At 68.9% G+C, this 26,514-nt stretch carries 24 protein-coding genes and 5 pseudogenes; 10 read left to right on the forward strand and 19 right to left on the reverse strand.

Annotated features, from left to right (window positions below):
- Positions 1 to 130: 130 nt before the first annotated feature.
- The 3 genes and pseudogenes from ACIRD8_RS36025 to ACIRD8_RS36035 form a co-directional block, all read right to left on the reverse strand.
- Positions 131 to 313 (reverse strand): annotated as a pseudogene (locus tag ACIRD8_RS36025) (IS5/IS1182 family transposase); the annotation flags it as partial.
- Positions 310 to 565, reverse strand: a pseudogene (locus tag ACIRD8_RS36030) (transposase family protein); the annotation flags it as partial. The pseudogenes ACIRD8_RS36025 and ACIRD8_RS36030, both read right to left, overlap by 4 nt.
- Before the next feature lie 108 nt (positions 566 to 673).
- On the reverse strand, positions 674 to 1,246 hold the full coding sequence (locus ACIRD8_RS36035) for a hypothetical protein (protein ID WP_404001457.1): 573 nt from the start codon (positions 1,244 to 1,246) through the stop codon (positions 674 to 676).
- A gap of 154 nt (positions 1,247 to 1,400) precedes the next feature.
- Between ACIRD8_RS36035 and ACIRD8_RS36040 the strand changes: the two genes are divergently transcribed.
- Together ACIRD8_RS36040 and ACIRD8_RS36045 are read left to right on the forward strand one after the other, a co-directional pair.
- On the forward strand, positions 1,401 to 1,637 hold the full coding sequence (locus ACIRD8_RS36040; RefSeq protein WP_404001459.1) for a hypothetical protein: 237 nt from the start codon (positions 1,401 to 1,403) through the stop codon (positions 1,635 to 1,637).
- Between the two features lie 28 nt (positions 1,638 to 1,665).
- On the forward strand, positions 1,666 to 1,812 hold the full coding sequence (locus ACIRD8_RS36045; RefSeq protein WP_404001462.1) for a hypothetical protein: 147 nt from the start codon (positions 1,666 to 1,668) through the stop codon (positions 1,810 to 1,812).
- Between the two features lie 244 nt (positions 1,813 to 2,056).
- On the opposite strand, the gene ACIRD8_RS36050 is transcribed toward ACIRD8_RS36045, so the two are convergent.
- Entirely contained in the window at positions 2,057 to 2,596 is a 540-nt protein-coding gene (locus ACIRD8_RS36050; RefSeq protein WP_404001465.1) for a hypothetical protein, read from the reverse strand.
- Between the two features lie 276 nt (positions 2,597 to 2,872).
- Here ACIRD8_RS36050 and ACIRD8_RS36055 point away from each other — a divergent pair, with 276 nt between their 5' ends.
- Positions 2,873 to 3,061, forward strand: a complete 189-nt coding sequence (locus ACIRD8_RS36055; RefSeq protein ID WP_404001468.1) for a hypothetical protein — start codon at positions 2,873 to 2,875, stop codon at positions 3,059 to 3,061.
- 148 nt (positions 3,062 to 3,209) lie between these two features.
- Here ACIRD8_RS36055 and ACIRD8_RS36060 read toward each other — a convergent pair whose 3' ends face one another.
- Positions 3,210 to 3,950 (reverse strand): MBL fold metallo-hydrolase, encoded by a 741-nt coding sequence (locus ACIRD8_RS36060; protein ID WP_404001471.1) that lies wholly within the window; start codon positions 3,948 to 3,950, stop codon positions 3,210 to 3,212.
- 269 nt (positions 3,951 to 4,219) lie between these two features.
- On the opposite strand from ACIRD8_RS36060, the gene ACIRD8_RS36065 reads away from it, so the two are divergent.
- A complete protein-coding gene (locus tag ACIRD8_RS36065) occupies positions 4,220 to 4,624 on the forward strand; it encodes a MerR family transcriptional regulator (protein ID WP_404001474.1) in 405 nt (134 codons plus the stop codon).
- Between the two features lie 19 nt (positions 4,625 to 4,643).
- Here ACIRD8_RS36065 and ACIRD8_RS36070 read toward each other — a convergent pair whose 3' ends face one another.
- Positions 4,644 to 5,726, reverse strand: a complete 1,083-nt coding sequence (locus tag ACIRD8_RS36070) for a protein kinase family protein (RefSeq protein WP_404001477.1) — start codon at positions 5,724 to 5,726, stop codon at positions 4,644 to 4,646.
- A 133-nt stretch (positions 5,727 to 5,859) separates the two neighbouring features.
- Between ACIRD8_RS36070 and ACIRD8_RS36075 the strand changes: the two are divergent.
- Positions 5,860 to 6,255: pseudogene (locus ACIRD8_RS36075) on the forward strand (GNAT family N-acetyltransferase); the annotation flags it as partial.
- Here the strand turns inward: ACIRD8_RS36075 and ACIRD8_RS36080 are convergent.
- The 4 genes and pseudogenes from ACIRD8_RS36080 to ACIRD8_RS36095 all read right to left on the reverse strand — a co-directional run bounded on the left by ACIRD8_RS36080 (position 6,180) and on the right by ACIRD8_RS36095 (position 10,572).
- Positions 6,180 to 7,550, reverse strand: coding sequence for an MFS transporter (locus tag ACIRD8_RS36080; protein ID WP_404001480.1), 1,371 nt, complete (start codon positions 7,548 to 7,550; stop codon positions 6,180 to 6,182). The pseudogene ACIRD8_RS36075 and the gene ACIRD8_RS36080 overlap by 76 nt on opposite strands.
- A gap of 192 nt (positions 7,551 to 7,742) precedes the next feature.
- A pseudogene (locus tag ACIRD8_RS36085) lies at positions 7,743 to 8,454 on the reverse strand (transcriptional regulator).
- 109 nt (positions 8,455 to 8,563) lie between these two features.
- Positions 8,564 to 9,085 carry a hypothetical protein gene (locus ACIRD8_RS36090; protein ID WP_404001483.1) on the reverse strand — a complete coding sequence of 174 codons (522 nt, stop codon included), beginning with the start codon at positions 9,083 to 9,085 and terminating at the stop codon, positions 8,564 to 8,566.
- A 233-nt stretch (positions 9,086 to 9,318) separates the two neighbouring features.
- On the reverse strand, positions 9,319 to 10,572 hold the full coding sequence (locus ACIRD8_RS36095; RefSeq protein WP_404001486.1) for an amidohydrolase family protein: 1,254 nt from the start codon (positions 10,570 to 10,572) through the stop codon (positions 9,319 to 9,321).
- A 177-nt stretch (positions 10,573 to 10,749) separates the two neighbouring features.
- On the opposite strand from ACIRD8_RS36095, the gene ACIRD8_RS36100 reads away from it, so the two are divergent.
- Positions 10,750 to 11,262 (forward strand): MarR family winged helix-turn-helix transcriptional regulator, encoded by a 513-nt coding sequence (locus ACIRD8_RS36100; RefSeq protein WP_404001489.1) that lies wholly within the window; start codon positions 10,750 to 10,752, stop codon positions 11,260 to 11,262.
- Positions 11,263 to 11,483: 221 nt separating this feature from the next.
- On the opposite strand, the gene ACIRD8_RS36105 is transcribed toward ACIRD8_RS36100, so the two are convergent.
- The 4 genes from ACIRD8_RS36105 to ACIRD8_RS36120 form a co-directional block, all read right to left on the reverse strand.
- The gene (locus ACIRD8_RS36105) at positions 11,484 to 12,320 is read right to left on the reverse strand and encodes an ABC transporter permease (RefSeq protein WP_404001492.1); all 837 of its coding nucleotides are present in this window, start codon (positions 12,318 to 12,320) and stop codon (positions 11,484 to 11,486) included.
- Positions 12,317 to 13,285 carry an ATP-binding cassette domain-containing protein gene (locus ACIRD8_RS36110; protein ID WP_404001495.1) on the reverse strand — a complete coding sequence of 323 codons (969 nt, stop codon included), beginning with the start codon at positions 13,283 to 13,285 and terminating at the stop codon, positions 12,317 to 12,319. Before ACIRD8_RS36110 ends, ACIRD8_RS36105 begins: the two co-directional genes overlap by 4 nt.
- Positions 13,286 to 13,375: 90 nt before the next feature.
- Entirely contained in the window at positions 13,376 to 14,239 is an 864-nt protein-coding gene (locus ACIRD8_RS36115; protein ID WP_404001499.1) for a DUF4097 family beta strand repeat-containing protein, read from the reverse strand.
- Between the two features lie 74 nt (positions 14,240 to 14,313).
- Positions 14,314 to 14,862, reverse strand: a complete 549-nt coding sequence (locus tag ACIRD8_RS36120; RefSeq protein WP_404001502.1) for a hypothetical protein — start codon at positions 14,860 to 14,862, stop codon at positions 14,314 to 14,316.
- A 446-nt stretch (positions 14,863 to 15,308) separates the two neighbouring features.
- On the opposite strand from ACIRD8_RS36120, the gene ACIRD8_RS36125 reads away from it, so the two are divergent.
- On the forward strand, positions 15,309 to 16,469 hold the full coding sequence (locus tag ACIRD8_RS36125) for a pentapeptide repeat-containing protein (protein WP_404001505.1): 1,161 nt from the start codon (positions 15,309 to 15,311) through the stop codon (positions 16,467 to 16,469).
- 98 nt (positions 16,470 to 16,567) lie between these two features.
- Here the strand turns inward: ACIRD8_RS36125 and ACIRD8_RS36130 are convergent.
- The 5 genes and pseudogenes from ACIRD8_RS36130 to ACIRD8_RS36150 form a co-directional block, all read right to left on the reverse strand.
- Positions 16,568 to 16,780, reverse strand: a pseudogene (locus tag ACIRD8_RS36130) (oxidoreductase); the annotation flags it as partial.
- 13 nt (positions 16,781 to 16,793) lie between these two features.
- Positions 16,794 to 17,174, reverse strand: coding sequence for a DUF6009 family protein (locus ACIRD8_RS36135; RefSeq protein WP_404001508.1), 381 nt, complete (start codon positions 17,172 to 17,174; stop codon positions 16,794 to 16,796).
- A gap of 127 nt (positions 17,175 to 17,301) precedes the next feature.
- Positions 17,302 to 18,849, reverse strand: coding sequence for a phage/plasmid primase, P4 family (locus ACIRD8_RS36140; protein ID WP_404001511.1), 1,548 nt, complete (start codon positions 18,847 to 18,849; stop codon positions 17,302 to 17,304).
- The gene (locus ACIRD8_RS36145) at positions 18,846 to 19,868 is read right to left on the reverse strand and encodes a bifunctional DNA primase/polymerase (protein WP_404001538.1); all 1,023 of its coding nucleotides are present in this window, start codon (positions 19,866 to 19,868) and stop codon (positions 18,846 to 18,848) included. Before ACIRD8_RS36145 ends, ACIRD8_RS36140 begins: the two co-directional genes overlap by 4 nt.
- An 854-nt stretch (positions 19,869 to 20,722) precedes the next feature.
- The gene (locus ACIRD8_RS36150; protein ID WP_404001541.1) at positions 20,723 to 22,297 is read right to left on the reverse strand and encodes an MFS transporter; all 1,575 of its coding nucleotides are present in this window, start codon (positions 22,295 to 22,297) and stop codon (positions 20,723 to 20,725) included.
- 389 nt (positions 22,298 to 22,686) lie between these two features.
- Here ACIRD8_RS36150 and ACIRD8_RS36155 point away from each other — a divergent pair, with 389 nt between their 5' ends.
- The 3 genes from ACIRD8_RS36155 (at position 22,687) to ACIRD8_RS36165 (ending at position 26,477) form a co-directional block, all read left to right on the forward strand.
- Positions 22,687 to 23,682, forward strand: coding sequence for an Lrp/AsnC family transcriptional regulator (locus ACIRD8_RS36155; RefSeq protein WP_404001513.1), 996 nt, complete (start codon positions 22,687 to 22,689; stop codon positions 23,680 to 23,682).
- 91 nt (positions 23,683 to 23,773) lie between these two features.
- Positions 23,774 to 24,379 (forward strand): DUF6461 domain-containing protein, encoded by a 606-nt coding sequence (locus ACIRD8_RS36160; protein WP_404001515.1) that lies wholly within the window; start codon positions 23,774 to 23,776, stop codon positions 24,377 to 24,379.
- Between the two features lie 586 nt (positions 24,380 to 24,965).
- Entirely contained in the window at positions 24,966 to 26,477 is a 1,512-nt protein-coding gene (locus ACIRD8_RS36165) for a S1 RNA-binding domain-containing protein (protein WP_404001518.1), read from the forward strand.
- The last annotated feature ends 37 nt before the right edge of the window (positions 26,478 to 26,514 follow it).

Raw genomic sequence — 26,514 nt, forward strand, 5'->3', positions numbered from 1 at the left:
ATCAACACGGACTCCAGGTATTCATGGCCCCTTCCCGAGGCCGAACAAGCGACTCAGGTCGGCGGTCACCCAACGCTGCATCAGACCCGTACGGCCCTGCGCCCGCCAAGTGAGGCTTCTCAGCGTTGCCTTGGTGGGTGCGGGTCGCGGTCAGGTCGTAGGTCCGTCCCGGCAGGGCAGATGAGATCCACAGGACCCTGCCGCTGAGGTCGGTGACGACGTAGTCCGCGCGGCCGTCCCCGACCCGGTCGCACTCGGCGAGGGCCCCCAGGAGTACGGGATCAGGGTCTTCCTCGTGCAGTGAGCGTTTCAGCGGTGCCGTTCCAGGGTGAGGACGGCTCGAGCGATTGACGTCATTCGAGTCGGGCTGCAGCGCGCGTGACGGAAGATCCTCCAGCACTTCAAGCCGGCGACTCCGCGCTCGACCGGGGCGCGTGTGCGGGCCAGGGCGTGATTGAGGGGTGCGCTGGGTGGGTGACAGGTCGCGTCCGGGACGACGTTTGACGGCCGTCGTCACCCAGGGGCCGGCGCCGATGTAGGCGAGGTCGGCGAGGATCGGGACACCCGATCAGCCCAGGAGGCAAAGCTACCCAAATCCGAGGTTCAGACACAGGCACTTACGGGACTCGGGGCTGTGGCAGGACTGCTGCCGGCAGCAGGCATCACACGCGGCTCACCCCGTGAGTTCCGCGCGTGCCTTCTGCAGCTGCTCCACGCTCACCGTCCCGGCGTCCGGGAGACCCGCACTCCCCCACGCTTCCTGGGCGCGCGCCACGACACCGGCGGCGTCGTCCAGGAGGACCTTCTTCGCCATGTTCACGGAGATCGCTCCGTCGCCCAGGTCGACGAGGTGGGCAAGCATGCGCACGTTGTGCTGCCGGTTTCCGGCCTTCTCCTCGTTGTACCGGTAGACCAGCACCCACCGGCCGACAAGGGAGCGGGCCCGCTCGATCAGCTGGCGGCCGCGGTCGGTCTCCTCCTGCTCGGTGCGGATGTTCTCCGCGTCGCCGGACGGCGGCCGCAGGGTGAGCAGCCCCCGGCGGCTGGTCTCCTCGATCTCGACCTTCTCCAGGAAAGCGACGAATGTCTTGGCACTCTCCAACCGGTCGACGTCCTGCGCGGCCTGTTTGGCGATCATGTGCAGGTCGACCGTGAGGGTCTGCACGCGGCGCCCCCAGGAGGCCTCCTCACCGGGCGGGCAGGGGCCGGCGGCCTGGGCGGCGGCGATCACGAGGCTGTAGTCCACGGACCCATCATCGCGCGTGGCACCGACATGTGACCTGAGTTCCTGCCGACCATGTGCCCAGGGACCGATGACGCCGTAAATGCCCTGAGCGCTGCAGTCAACTCCGAGATGATGTGAGTACAACCCATTGGCTCAGCACGGAGAGGAAGCAGTCGTGTTTGACCACGTCATCGGGCTGAGCCCCGAGCAGGCCGCATACTGGACCGCCTTGGTCGAGGAGTCCCGACCAGTCCTGCAGAGTGACGGAATGGAAGCCGTTCAGACCCTCCTTGTCGAGCGCGGCATGAGCGTCATCCAGGCGATCGCAATCACCCGGGCACTGCTGGGACATGCGGAAACACCGCTCCGAGTCGCCATCGACACGGTGGCTACGAGCAAGGCCCGGCAGTAAGTTCGGAGAAGCCAGCGTCAGGTGCCCCATGCTCCGCCTGGGCCTGGCTCAGGAGCCCCGGCTGCTGAAGATCGAGGCCAACATGCGCGAGCACCTCGGGAAGGCCCAGCGGATGCAGTGGCTCGGTGAGGTTGCCGGGCGACAGGAGGGCCTGCGGCACATCGCCGTCAAGTAGTAGCAGGCCGAACGGTCAGGAAGCGTTCTGCGAAGGCCACGCCGCGGTCCTGCGAGCCGGGGCAATGGCCCCGGACGCGGCCGCTCTGGAAGCCCGCAAGGCCGCCCAGGCAGCCACCGAGCTTGCCCCGCAACGGACCGGCCAGCCCATCTACGACGGGCGGCTGCCCGGCTCGAACGCTCACCTCGTAACCTCCGCGCATGACTGATGATCCGTTCCAGTGCCGCTGTGTCCTCTGCCATGACTACGGTGACCGGGACGAAGCGGACCAGATGTATCTAACGATCATCGAGAATGTGCAGCGGCATGGATGGCACGTCGTGATGGTTCCCGAGGACGAGGCAGCGGCGGCACGGTGGTGACCTTGGGCGACCAGCAGGAGGACCGGCGCCACCTCTTCTGGATCGGCTGCGCCGCGATCCTTCGGCTTCCCCACGCCGGGGCCCTTGGAAGCGGGATCGGCTGCGCGGGCAGTCCGCCACAGAGTCAGGAAGTGAGGGAGCCGTGCGTCCTCCGGCTCGCCCAGGGCCCGGGAGCAGTGCCGCACCACGGCTTCGACGATGTGTCTGTCCGGGCCGTTGGCCCGCCGAATGTTGCGGGAGAGGGCTTGCCGGTTCGTGAGGCCGGGGGTTTCCTTGGCGATCTTCTCGAGCGTCGCCTGGGACTCGACTATCAGACCACGGAGGGCCAGCACGAGTTCGGCCACCTTGGGAGGCTGATGGGCCAAGTCCGCCATGCTGCTCGGCATCGGCCGTCCAGGCCGCCTGGCCGTGGGCTCGGTCATCAGGTTGTCCTCCCCCTTGCGCCACCGCACTGTGACGCGGCCTCAATTCTGGACCAGAGCGGACAAACGCGGGGGACAACTGCGCATAGTCACTGGTTGTCACCTCATGCAGGTCAACCGATTGTCCGGCTGGGCGGCCAATTCCCCGCTGTCTACAAAGAAGGGCGGCCCACACCTGGGCCACCCCCGAAATGACACCGCCGGCACCGGTTCCTTCCACAGTCACGGTGCGGCGGCGTCAGCCGGGGTCCTCCTGTCGGAAGGGCCACTACCAGCATGCCGAACGAATCGCTCCCCGTCCCGCCCACGACGCCTGCTCCAGGCGCCACCACACCGCGGAGCCGCTCCCGGCGGAACGCCCGCCGGATAGCACGTACCGTGCTCGGCCAGGTGGCCAAGGGAGCTGCCGGAGCCACCGGAGCCACCCTCATCCGTCTCATCTGGTGGTGGATCGAGCACCACTAGCCCCACCCGCCGCCCTCGGCCAACTCGGTCCGGTCCTGCGCACCCACGGAGGGCGGTCGCCTCTCGGCCGAGGGCTTCATGGGGCTTCATGGGGTTCAGCCGAACGATCTTCCCTCTGGGCTATGGCTGACTCGCGCTTCGTCTGGAATCAAGTCGGCAGCTGCTGGGCCGCGCGGTGGTCGTGCGTCGGGATGATCGCGACTCGGTCCTTGACGGCGTGCAGGCGGTGCAGCGTCCGGAAGGTCTCGTGCCGGTCTTCGTCGGCGAGCCCGCCCGGGTAGCCGGCCTTTTGCCGGATGAGGTCGATCTGGTCGGTGTGCCAGGCGGCGTCGCCGGCGAGCAGCACCCAGCCCGTTGCCGTGTGCGCCAGAACTCCGACGCTGCCAGGGGTGTGTCCTGCGAGGTCGACGAGCACGACGGAACCGTCGCCGAAGAGGTCGTGGCTGGCGGCAAACGTGAGAATCGGGGGGCCGTCCAGTTCGTACGGGACAATGCCCCGGCCGCGCAGGGCCTCGCGGACGCCACCCACCGGTGCGATGGAGCCTTGCATGACCCAGTCGTGTTCCCGGCGGTGCAGATGTACGGGCAGCTCGGGAAGATCGAGGAGTCCACATACGTGGTCCCAGTGCGTGTGCGTCGGCAGCGCGAAATCCAGGCCGGAGCCCGGCAGCTCACGCAGCGCGGTAACGGTGGCGACGGTGTCGGCCGGGGGACGCACCGCGACCCGCAGGAACGCCGGCAGTTCGGCAATGGCGCGGCTTTCGACATCCAGGCAGACACCCGGATCCACGATGAAAGTCGCTTCCGGGTGGGTGATCACGAACGACAGCAGCGAATTCGCGATGCGCCGCGGCTGCCGCAGCCCTTCCACGATCAGTGCGGTGGGCACGGACCGTGGCACCTGCCGCAGTGCGGACACGGTGACCGACACCGCCGTGGCCGGTAGCCCCGCGTCGGTCAAGCTGCGCAGAAACCGCTGGTCGGGGCGTCGGGGACGGACAAGACCCGTTGCCAGGCTTGCGAGCGCGCCGCAGCACGCGGCCGGCGTCGGTGATCTCACGGCGTCAGACATAGCAAGTTTCTCCCTCTCGCGATCGGGTGGGTGCGTTCGATGACGGGACGGTATAACTTCAGGCCGACCTGAAGTAAAGGAGTGCGATGTCCGCAGTGGAGCTGAAGATCGGCGGTGCGGCTGCGCTGCTCGGGGTGGCCACCCATGTCCTCCGGCACTGGGAAGACATCGGACTGCTCACCCCGCGCCGGCTGCCCTCGGGACATCGCGTCTACGACGACCAGGCCATCGGCCGGGCCCGCCTCATCCAGATCAGCCAGCGGGCCGGTCTGTCACTCGCCGAAATCCGTGAACTTGCCGCGGGGGAACAGGCCGACCGCATCGGCCTCGTCAACGCGAAGCGCACCCGGATCGCCGGACACATCGCGAACCTCGAACTGGCTGACCGGTTCCTGGCCCACCTGGTGAGCTGCGTACACCCGGTCATCTCCGACTGTCCGGAGTGTTCCGCCCTGGTGGAACGGGGCGCGCGGTCAGCGATCACCCAGTGATCCAGCGAGGGGCTGTCGATCAGCTCGGCATTGTGGCGCCGGCGCCCAACTGCCGTTCGATCTCCGCGGTCGGGAACGGCGTCCGCTTGCTCTCGGTGAGCAGACGGCGGAAGAAGGAGTACACGACCACGGTCGGGCGTGCGTGCCGGTCGATGATGGCCCTGATCTCAGGCGGGATGTCGCCGGGTCGCCGGCCCGCGATCCAGTCGTGCAGGAAGGCCTCGCGTTCCGTGTCACCGCGTACGCCGTCGAGCAGGTGGTACTGGAGCAGGTGGCTCGCCGTGTAGCAGTGGTCGTACGCGAGGTGGTCCGAGAGGAAGGTGGACTCGTCCGCCGACAGGTCGAAGCGGGAGCTCAGGGCAAGTCCGAAGTCTGCGAAGTAGAGCCGGCGTCCATCGGTCAGGATGTTGGCGAAGTGAGCATCGAAGTGGACAAGTCCGCGAGAACTCATGAAGGCAGCCCCACTCATCAGGGCTTCCTCCACCCAGCGGAAGGGCGAGCTGTCCCCGTCTACCGGCACGGCGTTTTCGCGCTGGGCGGCCAGCCAGCCGGCGAGTGTGTGCGGCACGTGCTCCAGGAAGAGCACCAGGCTGTACGAGGACCGGCTGATGGCCTCCAGCCGGTCGCGAACGGCGGGTGATCCCTCCCAGTGCGCGACGGCCCCCTCCAGGCCCCCGAACTCGTCGGTGAAACCTTCGGGCGGGAAGTCGGGCAGAACCCGCCAGTGGTACATCAAGGGGAATCCCGCGTACTCGTCGCCCAGAACCCAGTTCGTGGTCATGGTGTGCACGGCAAGCTCCCGCCAGGCACCGAACCCGGCCGAGCCCACCCCGTACTGGTAGAACATCGGCAGTCCGAAGACGTTCGCCGTCGACCGCGTGTTCTCCGGGCGCAATTCGGTGTCCGTCAAAGGGATCCGCTTGATGAAGACGCGCATTCCGTCGATGTCCAGCTCTGCCGACCTGCCGCCGATTCCCGACCCGAGCGGGGTGGCGGCTGCCACGACCTCCCCCAGCCGGTGGTCGCTCAGCAAGGAGAGCTGGGTGCCGGCGGTCCCGTAACCGGCCAGGCGGGCGGAGCGCACCGAATCCTGGCCCAGCATCGACGGCTCCTCGGTGCCCGAACCAGGGCTACGGCAATCCCGCGTACGGCACCGACCTTACGCCGAGGAGGTCGGCCACCGGCTCTTGTTACCGTCTCTCGGACCAGTCGGCCGGGTGCGGACGGAGCCGGATATGTTCCCCGAGACGGTTTTGCACAGCAGACGACTGGTTCTCCGCGCGTTCGACGACAGCGATATCCCGGACACACACGCGAGCTGCTCGGACTCCCTCACCCAGCGATGGCTTCCGCTGCCCCAGCCCTACACGCTGGACGATGCCACCGCCTGGTGCACCACCACTGCACGCGCGATGCGGGACAGCGGCGACGGCATCCAATTCGCCGTCACCGACGCCGGCACCAAGCGCTTGATGGGCCAGGTCGGCTTGAAGAGGACGGACTGGCGAGCGCTGGTGAGCGAAGTCGGCTACTGGGTGTCGCCCTGGGCGCGCGGTCAGGGCATCGCAGCCGAAGCAACCCGCACGCTGGCACATTGGCTCCTGACCGACCAGCGCTTCCAACGGATGGAACTGCGAGCCGCCGCCGAGAACACCGCGTCCCAGGCAGTCGCCCTCAAGGCCGGCTTCCACCGCGAAGGCAACTTGCGAAACGCCGGCTTCGTGTGCGGAGCTCGAGCCGACCTGGTTCTGTTTTCCCTGCTGCCCGACGACCTCGGATGACCGGCTGATCCCACGAAGCACCGCTGGATTTCGGGTTCTGGCCCACTCTCCAGGGAGCCGCCCAGTGGGCGGGTGAGGCCGAGGCGTTCGCGGCGCCTGCCGGGTCCGTTCAGAGCACCGCCGGGCTGGCGTCGCTCTCGTGCGCGGTGTCCGCTCCGGGGCCGTCCGCAGTCGCGTGGCCGGAGGGAGGTGACGACCGGGGGCACGGACATGCCGGCCGCACCCAGCAGCACCACCAGAACGATGGTCGGCACCGCGTGGTGGGACAGCGGGATCAGGAGCAGCAGGATGAGCGCGGCGCCGATGGCGGCCCCGGTGACGGTGGTCAGCGGCTTACGGTCACCGAGCCGTCCGCCGAGGTTCGTGCCGGCCAGGGCGCCGATGCCGTAGCCGATCAGTACCAGCGGCACTGCTCCGGCGGAGAGGCCGGTCCGCTCGGTGAGCAGCGGGGTGATGTAGCTGAACGCGGCCATGGCGCCGCCCGTGATCAGGGCGGTGGCGCTCATCGACAGCCACAGCCTGCCCTGGCGCACTGCGGTGAACTCGGAGCGGACCGACACGGTCGTACGCTGCTCGTCGGCGGGCACGAAGCGGCCGATCAGCAGCGCTGCGACACCGGCCAGGGCGGCCAGGGCCCAGAACGTGCCGCGCCAGCCGACGGCCTGCCCGGCCCAGGTGCCCACAGGCACGCCGATCACGGTGGCCAAGGCGGAACCACTGACCATCACCCCGAGGGCGCGGGAGCTCATGGCGGGACCAGCGGCGGCGGTGGCCACGACCGAGGCGACAGCCCAGAACGCGCCGGTCGCCAGAGCGCTGAGCACGCGGGCCGCGAACACCAGGGTGAAGGAGGAGCTGAGCGCGGCGATCACGTGACCGGCGGCGAACACGGCCAGGGTCAGCACCAGGGTGGAGCGGCGGGGCAGGCGGAGTGTGGCCAGCCCCATCGCCGGGGCGCCGACGATCATGCCGATCGCGAACGCGGTGATCAGCAGTCCGGCCCGGGCGACGCCGACACCGAGGTCAGCGGCCAGCTCGGGCAGGATGCCCGCGATGATGAACTCGGTGGTGCCCATCAGGAAGGCACCGATGCCCAGCAGATGGACGGCGAACGGCAGCGAGCCGGACTTCCTTTTCGTAGACATGGGGAAGAAGAACCTCTTGCATCGGGGACGGCCGCAGAACTGCGGCACTCACCATGCAACCCGGATCCGCGACAACGTGGGAGTCCGCGTCATGAGGGGTAACAGCGGGGACCCTCACCCGCGTATGCGCAGCTCGCACTGCCCGGCGCACAGATACGCCGCAAGCAGCACAGGAGCACGGAGGATGTCGGGTCAGCTTTCGGCGTCGACCGCGCCGGACACCGGGTCCTTCGCGGTCGCGGCCCAGGACGCCAGCAGCTTCAGGCCGTCCTCGGCCATGCTGCCGGGCTCAGCGCTGTAGACAGCCACGCCGATCTGCTGGTCGGCGGCCAGGAACATCGTCTCGTGATCAAGGTCGAGCCGGCCCACCGCCGGATGACGGAACCGCTTCGTCCCGTCCCGGAAGACCCGCACGTCATGGGCACCCCACATCACCCGGAAGGCATCACTGCGCGTCGACAGCTCCCCGATCAGGTTCGACAGCTCCTGGTCGTACGGGTCCTTGGCCGCCGCCACCCGCAGCGCACCCACAGCGGTCCGGGCGATCTGATCCCAGTCGACGTAGAACTGCCGGGCCGCCGGGCTGAGAAAGCAGAACCGGGCCGTGTTGCCGGCGCAGGCGACGTCCTCGAACACCGGCGCATACAGCGCCCGCCCCTGCGGGTTCGCCAGCAGGACGTCGAAACGCTGGTCGACCACGAACGCCGGCAGCGTCCCCATGGCCTCGATCATGCGCTGCACGCCCGCCCGGACAGCCGGCCGCGCGGGGGGCGAGCATCGCGACCTCGCTCCGCCGCAGGCCCGCAACCCGGCGATTGCCGTACACGGGCAGACCGGCCTGCTCAGGCGTGACCTTGTCACGGCGAGACTTCAGAAAAGCACGGATTTCCGCCCGGTTGTCCATACCTCCAGCGTAGGAGCAGGCCGCCCGCGGTGAGAGTCCCTGGCAGTACCCCCATCGGCAGGGGGAACCTGGCGCAGCCGGGTTCGTCCGTCCGCGGACGCTGAACCGGTCAGAGTCCTGCGGCGCGACGCCGCCGGTGGTGGTCGAGGGTTACGGCGCCAAGGAGTGGTCCCCAGGCGACCAGCGGCAGGTAGAGGATTCCGGCGATGGTGCTGCCGAGGGGAGTCATGTCCGGATGGGGGAAGGCCCACCAGAAGGCGAACTGGGCGAGGACCAGCGTCAGCACCGCGGCGCCGAGGCTCGCCGTCACGGTCTTCGCGCGCGGGCTCGGCCTACGGCCGCCGACGAGGGGGACCCACCGCGGCAGCACTTCACCCCACGGCCGGACCAGCCCGAGCGTGAGCAGCGCGAGCAGCTCTCCGCCCACGCTGAGCCCGACCACGTACACCGCGCCCCAGCCGGTGAAGCCCATCGCCTCGTACCCGGCCTCGGTGTATCCGGCGGTGAAGCCAGCAGCCAGGAGCAGGCGCCAGACCCCGGACGGCAGGGTGACCAGCGCGGCAGCGTGGGCGGCAAGGACGGCCCAACGGGGCGGAGGCGGAAGGACCGTGGCGGGTGGCGTGGTCGTCATGTTCACTATCGTCTCGGTGCGCGGTCTCCCCCGGCATCACCCCTGGGTACGGGCCTCCATGCGGCCTCGGAAGGAGACCCGTGCCTCCTTCTCCCCCGCGCGGGGGAGGTCCGTCCGGCCCCGTCGCCATCGTTGCATGTTCCCGTGCGGCGTCGGGCCGGGTGCGTGGCCACAAGGCGGCTGCCCACCACGGAGGACGTGGCGGGCAGCGGTCGTTCGCCGGGAGCGGGTTTCTACGAGGCCGAGAGTGTGGTGCGGGTGCCGCGGCGCCACACGTCACGCAGGTTGAGGGTGTCGCTGATCGTGGTGGTGGGGTCGCCGTCCACGAGCAGCAGGTCGGCCCGCAGGCCCTCGGCAATGCGGCCACGGTCCTCCAGGCCGAAGCGGCGTGCCGGGGTGAGGGTCGCCGCGCGCAGGGCCTGGATCGGGGTGAGGCCGGCCCGGACGAGGTACTGGAGCTCCTGGTGGAGGCTGGCGCCGTGCACCACACCGCCCAGGAACGGCAGTGGCATGGGGGCCGCGTCGGTGCCCGCCAGGAGTTCGACGCCGGCGTCGTGCAGGGCCTTGACCGAGGCCAGGACGTCCTCCAACTTGCCTTGCGGGTAGCGGTCGTAGCTGCTGTTCAGGGTGTTCGTCCAGGCCTCGTCGAGGCGTGAACCGACGCGTGGGTCCTCGGTGAGGGACGAGCCGGTGATGCCCATCATGGAGGCGTTCAGGACGACGCAGGGGACGACGAACGCATTGGAGGCGGCGATGAGCTCGATGATCTCGACGGTGTGCGGCCGGTCCATGAACAGGTGGGCGAAGCCGTCGATGCCGGCCTCGATCGCCATCCGTGTCGCATCGACGGTCAGGGTGTGGGCGATGGTCAGCATCCCGTGCCGGTGGGCCTCGGCGACACCGGCGGTCAGGGTTGCCTGGTCGAGCATGGGCAGACCGGGGTGGCCCTCGACGCTGCCGTCGTCGACCATGAACTTGATGTAGTCGGAGCCCGCCGCGACGAGTTGGGGGATGAAGCCGACGGCTTCTTCCGGCGTGGTGGAGAACGGCATCAGGGGCATCTCGCGCGGCGCGGGCCGATCGCCCCGGTCGTCCGGTTCACTGTGACCTCCCGGCTTGAAACCCTTCGGCATGAGTTCGCTGGGGTGGCCCCCGGGCGGAGTGATGCCGAAACCGGCGGAGCGGACATCGGCGAGGGAGTCGTTCTCCGTGATGTGCGCGCGGCCGGGCTTGGTGTTCATGCCCTGCATCTCCAGTTCGGTGGTGATCCCGAACCGCAGTGCCAGCGCGAGTGCCTCTTCGGAGGTGTGAACATGGGCGTCGAGCAGGCCGGGCAGCAGTGTTCCGCCCCTGGCGTCGACGATGCCCGCCCCGGCGGGCGGTTCACCTCCGACCGCAGCGATCCGCGTGCCGTTCAGCACGACGGTGGTGTCCTCCAGTACCTGCTCACCGTCGAACACGCGGCCGTTGATGATGGCTGTGATCATGACTCTCTCCTCCGGGCAGGCCGTCGCTCCGCTGATGCCGAGTTCTTCTCCCACCGCGTTGGCCACATTAATGCAACTTACAATTCCATGCGACCTTGCATGTATCTGCGTCTTAGCATGTAGCTGCTACCTCGCATGTAGCTGCAAACTTGCAGATACATGCGATAAGCTGCGGGGGTGACCAATACGGATGCCTCCATGCCGCAAGGCCAGGCCCTGCTGGATGCCGTCGGTACGGCCTTCGCCCGGCTGAGGCGGCGCACCATGCAGGCCCCGGTCGACCCCCCGGTGGGACCCAAGGACCTCAAGCGCAACCTGGTCCTCAACATCGTCGACGAGGCAGCCGAGGCGGATGCGGAGATGACGGTCGGCGGGCTTGCCGACCACCTCCTGGTGGACCCGTCCGTGGCCAGCCGCATGGTGAGCGACTGCATCTCGCACGGCTACCTGGTCCGCGCGGCCTCGCAGCAGGACGGCCGCCGTACCGTGCTCCACCTCACCGAGGAAGGCACCGCCCTCCTCAACCGTTTTCGCCACCAGCAGCGGCAGGCATTCGAATTCATCACCCGCGACTGGCCCGAAGCCGAGCGACTCGAGTTCGCACGCCTCCTCCTCAAGTACGCGGACTCCACCGCCCAGCTGCCCGCACCGGGCGCCGTCAACAGACCCCCGCTGCCGCCAGTCACGTAAGGCCACCGTGCGACCGGGCCTGCTGTGCCCGCGTCAGCAGGCCCCTCCCCCATCGGCCCCGGCTCCGCCGTGGGCGGCGCGCCATACGTCATCACGCACGAGACCTCTCCACCTGACGGGCGGGCCAGGTTCGGAGTGTCGGAAGACCCGCCCGCGCACCGCGAGAAGGGCGGCACCCATAGCGGGGTGCCGCCCTCCCGTGCGCTGCGTGCGGGACGAGGTCAGCGCTTGGTCTGCTTGGTGAAGGCGGTACGGGACCAGAGGTAGCCGAGGAGTCCGATGCCGGCGCACCAGGCGAGCGAGAGGTAGGCGCTGTTGCCGATCTCGGTGCCCATGAGGAGGCCGCGGAGGGTCTCGTTGACGGGGGTGAAGGGCTGGTACTCGGCGAACCACTGGAGGGCGCCGGGCATCGTGTCGGTCGGGACGATGGCGCTGCCGAGGAAGGGCAGGAAGGTGATCGGCAGGGGGAGGTTGGAGGCTGACTCGACTGTCTTGGCGGTCAGGCCCATGCCGGCGGAGAGCCAGGTCAGGGCGGTGGCCAGGGCGATCAGGAGGCCGGCCACGGCGAGCCACTCGACGAAGGAGGCGTTCGGGCGGAAGCCGATGGCGAGTGCGACGGCGGTGACGACCACGGTGCCGAGGACCGTCTGCACGAGGTTGCCCAGGACGTGACCGGTGAGGAAGGAGCCGCGCGAGATCGACATCGTGCGGAAGCGGTTGACGATTCCCTCGGTCTTGTCCATGCAGATGGTGAGGGCGGCGCCGACGGAGCCGGTGGCGACGGTCATGAGGATGATGCCGGGGGCGACGTAGTCGATGTAGTCACCGGTGAGCTGCGGGCCCTGGATGCCGGCGCCGAGCGCGCCGCCGAAGGCGTAGTTGAAGAGGAGCAGGAAGACGACCGGCATCATCACGATGACGACGGCGATGGACGGGTAGCGGACCGCGCGCTTCATGACGCGGCGGAACATCGTGACCGCGTCGCGGACGGCGTAGCTGCGGGGGCGGGGGGCGGCGATCGCGGCGGCGGCGGTCGCGGCGGGGGTCGCTGTGCTCATCGGGCGAACTCCTGCTTCTTGTCCGCACCGGTGAGGGCGAGGAAGACGTCGTCGAGGTCGGGGGTGTGGAGGGAGAGGGACGCGGGGGCGGCGTCGGCCGCGTCGAGGATGTCCAGGACGGCGCGGAGGGTGGGGACGGTGCCGTCGGACGGAATCTGAAGCGTGAGTTCCTCGTCGTCGCGGGTGGTGGAGGTGAACTGGGCCGCGGCGCGTTCCAGTTCGGCGGCCGAGTCGAAGCGCAGGGAGATGTGACCCCCGTGGATCATCGCCTTGAGCTCGTCCGAGGTGCCCTCGGCGACCAGCCTGCCCTCGTGGAGTACGCCGATCCGGTCGGCGAGCTGGTCGGCCTCCTCCAGGTACTGCGTGGTGAGGAAGATGGTGACGCCCTCGTCGGCGACCAGGGCGCGGATGATCTCCCACATGGTGCGGCGGGAGCGCGGGTCGAGGCCGGTGGTCGGCTCGTCGAGGAAGATGATGCGTGGATCGCCCATCAGGGACATGGCGAGGTCGAGCTTGCGGCGCATGCCGCCGGAGTAGGTGGAGGACGGCTTCTCGGCGGCCTCGGTCAGCTCGAAGCGTTCGAGGAGGCGCGCGGCGCGGCGGCGGCCCTCCGCCTTCGGGAGGTGACAGAGGTCGGCCATCAGCCGGAGGTTCTCCTCCGCGCTGAGGAGGCCGTCGACCGCCGCGAACTGGCCGGTCAGGCCGATCAGGCTGCGTACGCCGGCCCCGTCCCCGGCGACGTCGTGGCCGCCGACGGTGGCGGTGCCGCCATCGCCGTCGATGAGGGTGGCGAGTATCTCGACGGTGGTGGTCTTGCCGGCGCCGTTCGGGCCGAGCAGGGCGTAGACGGAGCCTTCGGCGATGGTCAGGTCCAGGCCCTTGAGGACCGGCTTGTCGCCGTACGACTTGGTGAGGCCGGCGGTGGTGATCGCGGCAGGCTTGAGTGAAGTGCTCATGACAGACATGTGGATGCGGCTTCCCTTATGCGGAGGGGCGGGAACGGTATCGGGGCCGGTGCGCGGCGGGAGGGATCTCCCCGCCGGCGGACCTCGTGGTCAGGCGGCGCGGGTGACCGTGATGTTGCCGATCGAGGTGTTGGCGTGGACCTCCGCGCGGTCCGGCTTGTCGGACGGGGTGTCGGAGGTGGGCAGATCGCTGCGGACCAGGCCGGCCTTGGTGTGGACGTCCAGCCAGGCCGCGGTGGTCTCGGGGATGCCGAGCTCGATCTCGCCGGTCGAGGTCCGCAGGTCGATCACGCCGCGAGTGAGCCGGGCGATCCGGATCCCGCCGAGTGCGGACTGGACGTTGACTCCGGCGTGCGCGGTTCCCATCGCGAACGAGCCGTTGGACGACTTGGCCTTCGTCTCGCCGAGGACCTCGCCGATCTCCGTCTCGCCGTTGATGTTCTTGACCGTCAGGTCGCCGCCCACGTAGTCGATCTCGACCCGGCCCGCGCCGTGCACCTCGGCGCTCCCGTCCAGGTGGTGGGCGCGGATGGTGCCGGTCGCGGTCCTGAGTTCGGCGGTCCCGGCCCGCTCCACGGTCACGTTCCCGAGCGCGCTCTTCAGGTGGACGTCGCCCAGCGTCCCTTCGCAGTGCACGTCCCCGAGTCCGGTGGTTGCCTGCACCTCGGATCCGGCCGGCAGCTCGACCTCGACCATGACCGCCCCGATCTTGTTGAACGGGTTACGGCCGCGGGGGCCTCGTACGATCAACTGCCCGCCGGTCAGGCTGACCTGGGTCTGGGCGGCCGACTGGACGTCACGGTCGCTCGCCGCGTTCCCGGGCTGGACCAGGACCGTGGTCTCGGTCCGCCCGCCGGCCCGGACCAGGACCGTTCCGTAACCGACCTCCAGCTGGGCGGTGATCGGACCCGGGGTCTTGAAGGACTGCGGCTCATGGGTGGCGGAAGAAGGCATGGCGGTTCCGTCCTTTCGACTGCGTCGGGTATTCGTGCTGGTGGGGGTGGTGAGTGAGGCGGAGGGCGGGTCGGTCAGACCCAGCCGGTGAAGCTCCGGCTGATGCCGGTCTCCGTGACCGGGCCGATCACCGGCCGCTGGGCGCCGGCGGCGGGGCCGTCGAGCGAGGCGGTCAGGGTGAGCACCAGCCAGGCGTTGACCGAGAGGCCGTCGCGGGCGGCGGCCGACTCGACCTTGGTCTTGAGGGAGGTCGGCACCCGGAGGTTGATCCGGGCGGTACCGCCCTCGTCCGCCTCCGGGGCGCCCGCCGCTTCCGGCTGCGAAGCCGCGGGTGCCGACGGCGTCGTGGGCGGCGCCGTTCTGTCGGCGGACTCGCGGAGCTCGGGTCGGCTGACCACGAACTCCGGGTCCACGCCACGCAGCCGTACGTCCACCGAGCCGGGCGCCAGCTCCAGCGTCACCTCGCCCATCGCCGCGGACAGCGCGTTGAGCAGAGTGAGCCGGGCGGCCGACTCCAGCGGAGCGGTCAGCCGCTCGGCCAGGGCGCGAGCGTCGTCGCCACCGGTTTCGGCGGCGACGGCGAGTTCCTGTCGAAGGTGCTCGACGTACGGTGCGAGGTCCATGCGAGAACTATGACACAGCCATGGCGCCATGTCGAGCGTCATATGGCGCCACATGTGGCGCCATGCAGTTTTGCAAGGCACTTCGCCGCACGGCTTGATGCCCTCAGAGGACAAAGATGCTGTTCACAGCATTGCGCCAAACGGTGCGCCGATGTGGCGCCACTCGAAAATCAGTGGCGCCACCTGGAACCGGAGATGAGGAGGTCGGCCTTCGTGACGACCACATCGCGCATCTTCTGAATGTTGGGCAGGAAGACGGTCTCTGATCGTTGGTCTGGTTGTGCCGTTGACTGACGTGCAGTGGGCGGACCTCGCGGATCGCTCTGGAGACGGCGGAGCGGTCCACTGCGTACAACTCGCTTCACTTGCACGGTCGTTCTCATGTCACGGGCCGGTGCCAAAGCACTCTTGATCGTCTACTGAGCGGAGCCTAAGCTCCTGTTCCCATGGGGATGGGGGAACCGGACCGCGGGCGGCGGGCATGGCGCGACGGGCTGGTCAGGCGTCGTACAGCCGTGGCTCTGCTGGCCGGGGCGGCGGGGCTGGTCGTTCTGGGCGCAGTGTTCGTCCTGCTGCCGGGTGTGGTGGTCGACCACGATCTCGCCGGGGCGAGCGTCGCCGCACAGGATCGGCTGAAGGCGGTGAACGATGTCCGTACGACGCTTCTGCAGGTGGTCGGCGGCCTGGTCGTGCTCTTCGGCGCGTATGCCACCTGGCGGCAACTGCGGGTGAGTCAGGACGGTTTGCGCGCCACCCAGGAGGGCTACGTCACCGACCGGTTCAGCCGGGCCGTCGACCAGCTCGGCAGCGACAAGCTGGATGTGCGCATCGGCGGGTTGCATGCGCTGTGGCGGATCGCGGAGCAGTCCGCCCGCGACCGGGAGGCCATCATCTCCATCCAGGCCGCCTATCTGCGTACGCACCTGCCCTGGCCACCCGCCGGGCCGGAAGCACCGGCGGCAGACGTGCCCATCAACGACATCGCACCTCTGGAGACCCGCACCGCCGACGCCCAGGTGGCACTGACCGCGCTCGGCGTGCTGTGCCGGCACCGGGACCAGTCCTGGGTCAATCTCAGCCTCACCGACTTGCGCCGGGCCGACTGCGACGGACTCTGGTTCCCCGAGGTCAACTTCGACCGCGCTTGCCTGGAGGCCGCGACCCTGTACCGCGCCAATCTGACCCAGGCGTCCCTGGTCTCGGTCAACCTGCGGCACGCCGACCTCACGACTGCGATTCTCCACCGGGCTCGCTGCGCTCTGGCCGACCTACGGGGCGCGAAGCTGGTCAAAACCGACTTGCGTGACGCCGACTTCACCGAGGCCGACCTGCGCGAGGCGAACCTCCGCAAGGCCGTCGCCCACGGCGCGGTCTTCCGACGCGCCGATCTCCGCATGGCCGACCTGCGCGGCACCGACTTGAGCACCGCCAGCCTTGTCGAAGCACGCCTCACCGGCGCCGTGGCCAGCGAGCACACCCGCTGGCCCGCCGACTTCAGCCACACGGCCGCCGGAGTCGTCGACACCGATGACCCCGGCCCCGAGCCCTCGCCCCTGCTCCAGCCCCCGGTGACGTGGCAGGCGCCGCCGCTGCGGTCCTTTCCCTGACCAGGACGCGCCGGTCAAGACAGCGGCGACCGCGATCCGCTGGTATCGCTCCCGAGGTCGTCATCTGCTGACGACGCCTGAACTCAGCCGCCTCGGCACTAGTTCCTCTGCAGGGTGCGGGTGACGCCCGCGATGATGGCGGTCGTCAGCACCCAGCCGAAGGCGATCAGCAGATAGGCCAGCCACTGGAGGCTGTCGTTCGACCAGTACCAGGCCGTGCGCTGCCCCAGACCACCGATGGGGATCAGGAGGTCGAGTGTGTAGGCGAGGGGCTGGAAGGGCGGGCCTTCTCCTTGTTTGGCCGGGGTGGGAGGTTGTGCTGCGTCAGGAAGGCACTATCTCGTTTCTGCGCTTCCCCTGCGAGCGCGGGGTCTTCTCCCCCACCCGCCGCGGCTCGATGGTGCGCGGGTCGACCGCCTCGCCCGGGGCGCCCTCCTTGTAGAGGCCCTCCGGCTCGTTCGGCCTGTCGTGAGGCAGAAGGAAGAAGGTGCGGCGCTGGTAGAGCCCGCTGTCGGGGTTGGCCTCGGCGTTCTTGTCGAGCTCCGCGTAACCGACCATGCGTCCGTCACGGGCGTAACGGGGCTTCCCGCCACGACGAGCGCTCTTGTCGAGCGCCTGACGGACGTAGTCGAGGTCGTCAAGATCCTCCAGCCACACCACGTTCGCTTCGTGTGCGAGCTGGCTTTCATGCAGCAGCGAGCTCATGGACGCAGCTCCTTGTCGGTGATGTGGTGGTACGTACGGCTACTCGGTGCGGACCGGGCAGTGCGGTGATCCGGGACACTCCCATGGTAAGACGATGCCCGGATCCTGGGCAGGAGGCCTCGGTTCCTCATGGGCGTCCGCCTGTCGGTCCGTCAGGATGGACGATGTCGTCCTTCAGCAACGCGACAGCGGGGTAGTACTTCTTGCCGCTGGACTTCAGCATCTCCGCGGGAGACGCGAGTCCGACCTCCTGCCGGATGCGGCCGGCGAAGGCCCGGGCAGTGTCGGCCCGGATCCCCTCCGAGCTGCACCAGCCGGTGTAGGTCGCGTAGAGGAGACCCTGTTCGACACGCAGATCCCCGGTATCCGGCCCCTGGCGCAGGCAGCACTCGCCCAGGAAGCGCCCGATGTGGTCCTCGGTGGTCTCGTACGCGGCGGTGGCCAGGCGTACGGAGGACGGGCCGCTCAGCGGGTCCCGACTGGTGAGGTAGCGGATCGCGCCCTGGATCAGCCAGTGCAGGATGCCGGGGCCCTCCTCCTGGACGAGTTCGCCGGCCAGGTTGTCGATCTTGCGGTCGGCCGCGACGACGCGTTCGAAGGGGATCAGCCGGATGCGGCGCCAGAAAGCGTGCCCGCCGGTGCCGACCTCCGGCTGGTGGTTGCCCAGCAGCCAGAGCTTGTGGGTCGGGGTGAAGCTGAAGTAGTCCTGCCGCATCCGGCGGGCCTTGATCTTGTCCCCGCCGGTGAGGAGCTTGACCCTGGCCTCGTCGAACTTGTCGTTGGGCTTGAGCTCGCTGCAGACGAAGATGCGACGGCCGTGCAGTTCCGTCAGCTCCGTCGAGTGCTCGGCGAAGTTGCCCTTGTCCATCAGGAAGCCGGGCGGTGCCGCATCGGCGTAGTCCCCCATGACCTGGATCATGACGTCCAGGAGGACCGACTTTCCGTTGGCGCCCTTGCCCCAGAGGAAGGGCAGGACCTGCGCGCCGACATCGCCGGTGATGGAGTAACCGAGCAGCAGGTGCAGGAAGTCGATCATCTCCTGGCCCTTGGCATCGGCGCCGAAGGTGTCGTCCAGGAAGGCGTGCCAGCGGGGGGTAGGCATCGCCTGGGGCGCCACCTGGGTGGCGCGCGAGTGGAGGTCCCGCATCGGATCGGGCTTGTGCAGACGGCCGTTACGCAGATCGACGACACCGGCGGGAGTGCACAGGGAATAGGCATCGCCGTCGAGGACGTCGGGGTCGAGACTGAGCGCGGGCGCGGCCTTCGCCTGGTGGAGCAGCGCCTTCATGCCGCTCGTGGACATGGTGCGCCGGCGGTGCTGGGCGATCTCACGGTCGCTGAACGTCCCACGGGGGTCGGTCGGGGACATCTGCTCGGCCATGTCGCCCGCGGCCCACAGAGCGGCCTTCTCGCCGCCCACACGCTTCCACCTGAACTGGTCCCAGCAGTACCAGCCGAGGCCTTCGACGTGACGGAACTGGTCGCTGTAGAGCTGGGCGAAGAGCTTCGCGTTGCCGCGGTCGGTGAGCATCGGCGGCAGCAGAGCAGGCGCCTCGGCCGTGGCGGGCGCCTGTACCTGCTGGGGAGGAACCCATGCGGGACCTGCGCCCTCGAGGTCGAGCATCTGCTGAGCGGCGGCGGCCGCATCGAAGCGGCTGCTCTCGGCGCTACTCATGCGAGTCCTTTGGGGTGGAACGGGCGGCTGGCGCCTGCGGAAAGGGCTGCGTCGATGATCGTCTCATTACGGCGGTTCTGGTGGGGACGAGCATAGTGAGCGGCTTCTGCCAGCTCTTGGCGGGCTTCAGCCTGATTCAGGTGCCCCGCTGCGGCCAGACCTCCCGCTGTGAACGCCGCTCGGTTGAGTTTCTCCGTGAAGCCCGTGCCTTCGGCGTGGGCCGCACATTCACGAACGGTCTCGAGGAGCGGCTGCAAGAACGCCTGAGCGCCCCCGGCTCGTCGTACCCGGGCACGTCCACGCGACCGCGGAACGGGGACGGGGACGGGAGATGCCTGCGCAGCGTGGCCCGTGCGTGTCAGTTCGGCAGCCAGCCACTCGGGGAGGGGCGCAGGGTCCCGTACTGCTCCCAGGGGCGTGTAGACGCCTGCGGGGATACGGGTGGTGGGCGCCACGATGTATCCGCCGTGCGCCCGTACGTCAACCTGCCACGCGAGCGCGGTCCTGGGACTCGACCCCGTGGACGAGCGATAACGGACGGCGGGTCGGGAGTTGACGTACCAGATGTGCAGTCCCCCGGACGGGGTGCGGACCCGCAGGGTGTTCTCGTCCTCAGCCGGATTCGGCTGCTGCCGGTAGGCCGCCAGGAGCGCCAGCGTGTCGAAGCCTGAGGCGAGCCCAGCGAGGTCGACCTGCTCCGGGATACGGATGCCCGGCAGGAGGCGATCACGGTCGGGGACCTGAGCAGCGTGGGCGTCGACGTCCAGGACGACCAGGTGTGCCGGCCCGCACGACACACCGACGCCTGCGCGGGGCTCACGGCTCCACCAGGCGTCGATCAGGGCGAGGTCCGTCGTCGCGCTGTGGAAGCCGTGACACCACCTGCCTTGGGCATGGCAGGGGCAACGCGAGGGTTCATGACTGCGGACGCGGCACTGCTCGCAGTTGGCGGCCGGCGTCTTGCGCCCTGGGGCGAGCGGATGGACCGGCCACTGACGGCCTGCGAGCCACCGGGCCACGTCCACGGGGCCCGGCTGCTGCGCGCCTGCGGACGAGGCGGTGTCGGCGGGGCGCTGCACTGTTCGTCGGTCCGTTCCTCTTGTGTGGCCAGGATTGGGTTCCCCAGCTGAGTCCGAGCGTTTTACCTGGTCAGGTAGGCCCGCGCGAGGGACTGAGGGACTGAAGGGACTGACTTTCCCTTATAGCGGGCCGAGCCTAGCGCACGCCCGTACCTCCCCGTGGGAGGCATGAGCACTTATTGCAAAATCAGTCCCTTCGGTCCCTCAGGGCGAGATTCCTGACTGGGCGGGGCCGACCTCGCTTCCGACCTCGCTTCCGACCTCGCTCCCGGGCTTGCTCCCGGGCTGACAGACGAGGGACTGAAAGCCTGCCGGGGCGGAGGGACTCAACGGTCCCCTTTCAGTCCCGGTGGTGTTTCCGCAGGTCAGAGCACATGTGCCCCAGCGGGGAGGGACTGAAGGGACTCATTTCTCTAGTTATCAGCGCACCAGAGATATGTAAGGGTCAGTCTTACGTACGCGCGTATACACGCGCCTGCACGCAGCTGGAACAGGGAGTTTCGGTCCCTTCAGTCCCTTCAGTCCCGAGCAGAACGCTCTGACCTGCCACTTTGCAGAGGGACTGAAAAGAGGAGGGACCGAAGGAGTCCGGTCCCTCCTCTTCCTGAGGCTTCCCCGGCGGTTCGTGCCCCCACCACCCACCGACCCGCTCCTTCTCCAGATGCCGCTGCCGCCGCGCCCCGCAGGCAGGTCTTGAGAGAACGGGTCCTCTTCCTGAAGCATGAACGGGGGGAAGGCCGCGCCCACAGTGCTTCTGCGGAACGCGGCCTTCCCGGCTGAGGATGAGCAGAGTGTCAGGCGCCTTCCTCTACGAGAGCCTTGGACCGCTCAGAGGTGCTCGGCGCCTGTGCCGTCGATGTGCGTACGACCTTCTCCGTTCCTGTGGAGGCCCTGCGGGGACGCAGGAGAACGAAGGCGAGGACGGCGGCCAGGAAGGTCAGCGTGGCCGAGACGGTCAGGCACAGACGCATCCCCTCGAGGAACGCGTCGCCGACGGCACTCTGGACCTGGCCAGCCTGTGCGCCGAGCGGCACCGAACCGATCGCACCGAGTCCCCCGTCGCGGGTCGCATCGGCCAGCCGGTCTGCCAGGGAGCTGTCGACGCCCGCGTCGGAGAGGCGTCCCGGCAGGGAGGAGACGGCGCGGCTGGTGAGCAGAGCCCCGAGCACGGCGGGGCCGAGTGCGCCGCCGACCTGGCGGAACGCGTTGTTTCCCGCGGCGGCCATGCCGGCGAGCGGGTGCGGTACGGAGGCGACGGCGACGGCCGTCATCGGTGTCGTTACGAGCCCCATGCCGAGCCCCAGCAGGACCAGCCGCCAGGAGAGCGAGGTGAAGGAGGTGCTTGCCTCGGCGCCGAGCAGTGTGAGCAGCGAGGCGGTCACCATGAGGAGTCCTGTGGTGATCATGAGGCGGGGTGAGATCTTGTGCATGATGCGTCCGGCGACTCCGCTGACGAGCAGCGCGGCCCCGGTGATCAGGAGCATTCGCCAGGCGATCCCGAGGGTGTCGAGGTGCTGGACCATGCCGAAGTAGAGGCTCAGCACGAAGAAGAAGCCGATCATGCCGAGGAACATGACCATGGCCACGAGTGTGGTGGCGGTGAATCCGGGGCTGCGGAAGAGCGCGAGGTCGAGCATCGGATGCGAGGAGCGCCGCTCGGCGAGGACGAAGGCGACCCCGCTGATCACCGCGACCGCCAGCGCGACGACGACCTGGACGTCGCCGAAGGAACCCGCCCCGCCCTGGATGATTCCGTAGACGAGTGCGGTGATCGCGAGCGCGGCCGTGATCTGCCCGGGCCAGTCCAGCCGTCCGGTGCGCGGTGCGCGGGATTCGGGCAGCAGCCGCAGGGAGAAGCCGAAGGCGAGCAGAGCGACGGGTATCGGTACGAGGAAGATCCACCGCCAGCCCGCGTGGCCGAGGATCGTCCCGGCGACCACGCCGCCGATGGCGAGTGCTCCGAGCAGGCACATCGCCCAGAACCCGATGAACTTTCCGCGCTCGCGGTGGTCGGGTACGGCATGGCTGATGAGCGCGAGCGTCGTCGGCAGCAGGGCGGCTGCACCGATCCCGGAAAGCGCCTGGCCGGCCCAGAGTTGGCCGATCGAGTGTGCGGTGAGCGAGGTCGCGGCGCCGGCGGCGGAGAGCAGCAGCCCGGCGAGGTAGACCTTCTTGCGGCCGTGCACGTCGCCGAAGACCCCGGCGGTGAGGATGAAGGCGGCCATCGGCAGCACGAAGGCGTCCGAGACCCAGGACAGTTGCAGGGTGCTCGTGGAGAGAGCCGACTGGATGGCGGTCAGGCTCACCGAGACGCTGGTCACCGGCAGGTAGGCGACGAAGACCCCGAGGCAGGCCATGAGGAGTGTCATCCCGCGACGAGGCTCGGCAGCGGGTGGTGACTGGGACAAGTGGACTCCTTCGGAGCGTCGGGACTCCGACGCGACGGACGGGTGGGGATGCGTGAGCGGGTACGGCAGTTGTGGCCGTACGGGACCGGGGCGGGCGACGGGCCGCGCTCACTGGGGTCGGGCGGCCACGGTGCAGCCCGGATACGACGGGGTTCGAGCCCGGACGCGTACGGAACCGCCGTACACGACCGGTACGCCGCCCGTGGGCCCGCAGCGGGGCCCGACGGCGCAACGTGAGCCCGCTCGCACATCCTCCAGGAGTCTCCGCCACACCCGACGATTTCCCCAAGTTCCGGTCGATCACATGGGGAGAACCGCTGTCACCATGCGGTTCATGTGATGATTCCTCCATGCTTGACGCCCTGGACAGCCTTATCCTCCACGCGCTGCACGTGGTGCCGCGTGCCCCGTTCCGCGTGATCGGTGAGGCGGTGGGGGCGTCGGAACAGACCGTGGCACGCCGCTACCGGGCGATGCAGCGCACAGGCACCATGCGGGTCGTGGGACTCGTCAACCCGGCGGTGAACGACCTCACGGCGAGCGTGGTGCGGATCACGCTCCGCCCGGACCGGATCGACGCGCTCGTCGAGGCAGTGACCCGGCTGCCCGAGGTCTCCTTCGCGAACATCTCCTTCGGCGGCTCGGAGATCGTCTGTTCGCTGGAAGCCCCTCACGACGGCCGGGTGCCGGACGTACTGCGTCAGCTTGCCCGCTATCCGGGAGTGATGGAGCTCAACACCCGGATGGTGCTGCACGCTTACTCCCCGCCCGGCGCCGACTGGGCGCGGCTCGGCCCCTCGCTCCCGGAGGAGGCGGTGGACCTGCTCCTCGAGAGCCATCCCCGTCAGCGGTCGGAGGGTCCGCTGGTCGAGCTGCGCGAGGACGACCGCCCGCTGCTGGCCGTCCTCGCCGAGGACGGCCGGGCGAGCCAGGCCACGCTCGCCAAGGGCACCGGCTGGACCACGGGCCGGATCGCGCGGCGTATGGAGGCCCTGGAGCGCTCGGGCACGCTCGTCTACGACGTGGACCTGGTTCCGGAGCAGCTGGGTTACCCCTTCGGTGCGGCTCTGTGGCTGCAGACCTCCCCCGAGCGGCTGCACGAGACGGGCACGGCCGTCGCCGCACTCCCCCGGGTCGTCTTCGCCGCGGCCACGACCGGCGACCAGAACCTCATGGCGATCGTGATGTGCACGGACGCCGCCGACTTCTACGACTTCCTCAGCCGCCGCCTCGCCACGGTTCCCGGCATCACCGGCTACACGGTGAGCGTCCGCCTGCGCCCTCTCAAACAGGCTGCGTCGCTTGTCTACCGGGGACGGCTGATTCCTCCGCCTCCTCGGCGATAACGAAGATCGCTTCCCGGATCGGCGGAGACCGTTTCCCGCTCGCCTGCGGCCTGGTCCTTCGATGTCAGACGCAGAGGCAAGGATGGGCGGCATGACGAAGACCGGAGCGGACTATGCGTGGTTCGAGAGCGACTTTCCAGACATCGCTGAGGCCTACTGCTTCACCCTCGTGCGGGGCCTGTCCCCTGCTGAGTTGATATCCCGGCTGGAAGGGCGACCGGAGGCTCCCTTGCAGGGCATAGCCGAAGTCGCCGACGCCGCCTTCGCCCAGTACGGCCTGGTGGATGGCGCCCGTCAGCTGATAGGCATGACGACTGTCGGCGACTGGACGCTGCTGATCGAGCCGAACGGCTACCTCGGGGTCACCGAAGGACGAGTCCTGCCGGCCTCCGCCGGGGCGAGCTGGGTCTCCCACTTCGTCAACGTCAACGCCGTCGGCACGTTCCTCTGGGCCGAGGACCAGGTCCTGCGGCTGTGCTTCGACCCCATGTTCCCGGAGGACCGCTGGGGGACCGCGCCCGACGAGCTCCTCGACGTCATGGCGCGGATCGGCTTCCATCTTGAGGAGGAGGCTCCGGAAACGGATCTCTCCTCCCCGGCAGCATTCGCTCTGGCAGAGCACCTGACTGGTGTCGCCATCACTCCGGCGCTGCTCCAGGACACGACGTTCAGCTGCGCCACCGTTCAGATCCGGTGAAATCTCCCACGCTCAGGTACCTGAAGGCGGCGTGGATGATGGCGCGGTGGCGGACATCAGGGATGACCACGTGAAGGTCCACTTCCGAGCACCGCCTGGAACTGTTCACGTGCTTCGCGAACGGCCGGCTGCCGCGAAGGCACGGTCCGGGCGGCTGCGGATGTCCGTCTCCAGCCAGTCGTAACTGGGCGGGGCGCGGGCCTCGGTGAAGCAGGTCAGCGTCGCCGTACGCCGGGTGTCATCCCTGCAGCAGATGGCTCGGATCCCGCTATCCACTCCCCCGGCATCAAGCCCCTCCTCCCCCGGCGACCGGGCGGACGACCCACCGGACGTGCACATCACCTCGTTCCCGGGGAGAACCACGCGACAAGCCTCCTGCTTGTTGTCCGCGGACAACAGACTCGGTTGTTGTCCGCGGACAACAGACTCGGTTGTTGTCCGCGGACAACAACGACCCGTCGTGCTCAGCAATGCCCCGGGAAGGTCCGTGTGTGTTGTCCGCGGACAACACACACGTCGGCAGGTCTTCCTCGCCGTGCGCTTGCAGGAGCGCGATTCCAGTCCCGCAGCCGGCCCGGGACGCCCCATGCTCCAGGATGGAGCAGTGCTCCCCTACGTCTACCGCGTGACCAAATACGACCCCGCCGACCGTGACCAGCATGGCCACTACATCGGGGCCCAGGGCGTCGTGAGCGATCGTGGCGAGTACGAAGCTGCCTACCTGCAGGCGGTCGCGGCATTTGCCGCGGACGCAGGACTCGACCGTCTCGTCGTACGCGAGCCCGGAATTCCGTCCTTCGTCCACTTCGGAGCCGCGGCAGCAGCGGATGACCACGGGCTTGGCGCCCTCTTCCCGGACGGTCTGCACGGCTTCCACGACGGAGCGGAAGTGCAACTCGCCATCGCCCTGGAGCTGGTGAGGGGCATGCTGCGGGACAGTGGCGCCTGGTGCCGACTGGAAGCTGACGGCATCTTCGAGGTGCACGTGGGATGGGATCAGTACCTCTACGTCTCCACCAGCCGCCCCAGCGCGGACGCGGTGGCGCGGACCCGTGCGCTGGGGCTCTTCCCCGAAAGCCTGGACGCCTCCCCCTACGCCATGGAGACCGGGCTGTCGGACGTCCAGCGGCCGGCCGACGCCGAGTTCTGGTCAGCGCTGGCCTGGGCAGTCGACTCAGGACGCGCGGGGCTGCTCGAGGAGACGTACATCGAGGGAGCCTCCCGGTGGCACCCACTGAGCGGTGACACCCTCGACGCCGTACGCGCAGGACTCGCGCCCCGTGCCCGGCTGGCTGTCTGGCCTGCCCTCTCCCCCGATGTCGGCGCCGTCCTCGGCTCGCTTCCTGACGAGGGCCTGGTGGAGGGAGTCTGGCAGGACACGGGCGGCCGGGTTCACAGTGCTGTGGCGGACGAGGAGGACTACGCGGAGCTGACCATGCGGATGGCGGGCGCCGCGGCGGCAGCTCTGATGCCCATGAACGCCGACGAACGGGTCCCTCTGTTCACCGCCGTCCTGCCTGACAGCGACGGCGTCGTACGGGCACGCTGGCGGACCGATCCGACCCCCGACGACCGGAAGTGGGCGTTCCTCAAGTCGCTGCGGCCCGGCCAGGTCGTGACGGGCAGAGTGACCGAGACAGCTTCGTTCGGGGTCACCTTCGTCGACATCGAAGGGCACGAAGGGTTCATCAACATCCCTGAGCTGACATGGCGCCCCGTGGCTCATCCGTCCGACGTCGTATCCGTGGGCCAGCGCATTCACACACAGGTCCTGGGCGTCGACACGGTCCGAGGGCGGCTGGCGTTGTCGTTCAAAGCCCTGCACGACGATCCGATGAAGCAGCTGACGGGACGGGTCGGTACGACGATTCTCGGTCCCGTCACCAAGATCGTTCCCTTCGGTGTCTTCGTGCGCATCGAGGAGAGGGAGAACGGGTTGGAAGGGTTGGTGCACAACTCCGAACTGACAGGCCCGCCGGGGGAGGAGCCCCAGTTCGGCATCGAGGTCGGAAGTGCTCTGCGCGTCAGGATCCTGGACGTGGATCTGGAGCGCCGCCGGATCACCTTGTCCCAGCGGCAGGCCGACACAGAGGTCTGAGTCGGCGCCGGTCCTCGTTCGCCGATACGTCGATGGA

It is taken from the genome of Streptomyces sp. NPDC102451, from assembly GCF_044765485.1.
Classification (GTDB): Bacteria; Actinomycetota; Actinomycetes; order Streptomycetales; family Streptomycetaceae; genus Streptomyces.